Source organism: Streptomyces bicolor (genome assembly GCF_000719285.1).
GTDB lineage: Bacteria > Actinomycetota > Actinomycetes > Streptomycetales > Streptomycetaceae > Streptomyces > Streptomyces bicolor.
The window spans coordinates 1-301 of the sequence record NZ_JOFS01000136.1 but is presented as its reverse complement, the minus strand read 5'-3'; the positions used below and the strand labels follow the sequence as shown (position 1 = coordinate 301).

General features: G+C 72.8%; 1 protein-coding gene. It reads left to right on the top strand.

The features are described from left to right. A partial coding sequence (locus IF78_RS44730; RefSeq protein WP_158751728.1) for an AMP-binding protein occupies positions 1-301 on the top strand: 301 nt, incomplete at both ends.

The following is a 301-nucleotide window of genomic DNA, read 5'->3' as shown; positions in this document are numbered from 1 at the left end:
CGCGGTGCCGGCGCCGATACCGGTCGGGCGTCCGCTGGACGGCATGCGGGCCTACATCCTGGACGACGTGCTCTCGCTGGTCCCTTCGGGCGTGGCCGGGGAGCTGTATCTGGCGGGTGCGGGACTGGCCCGGGGGTACTTCGGGCGTCCTGACCTGACCGCTGAACGGTTCGTCGCCGACCCCTTCGGCCCGGCCGGCAGCCGGATGTACCGCACCGGTGACCTGGCCCGCTGGTCCGACGAGGGACTGCTGGAGTTCGTCGGCCGGGCCGACGACCAGGTCAAGATCCGCGGCTTCCGC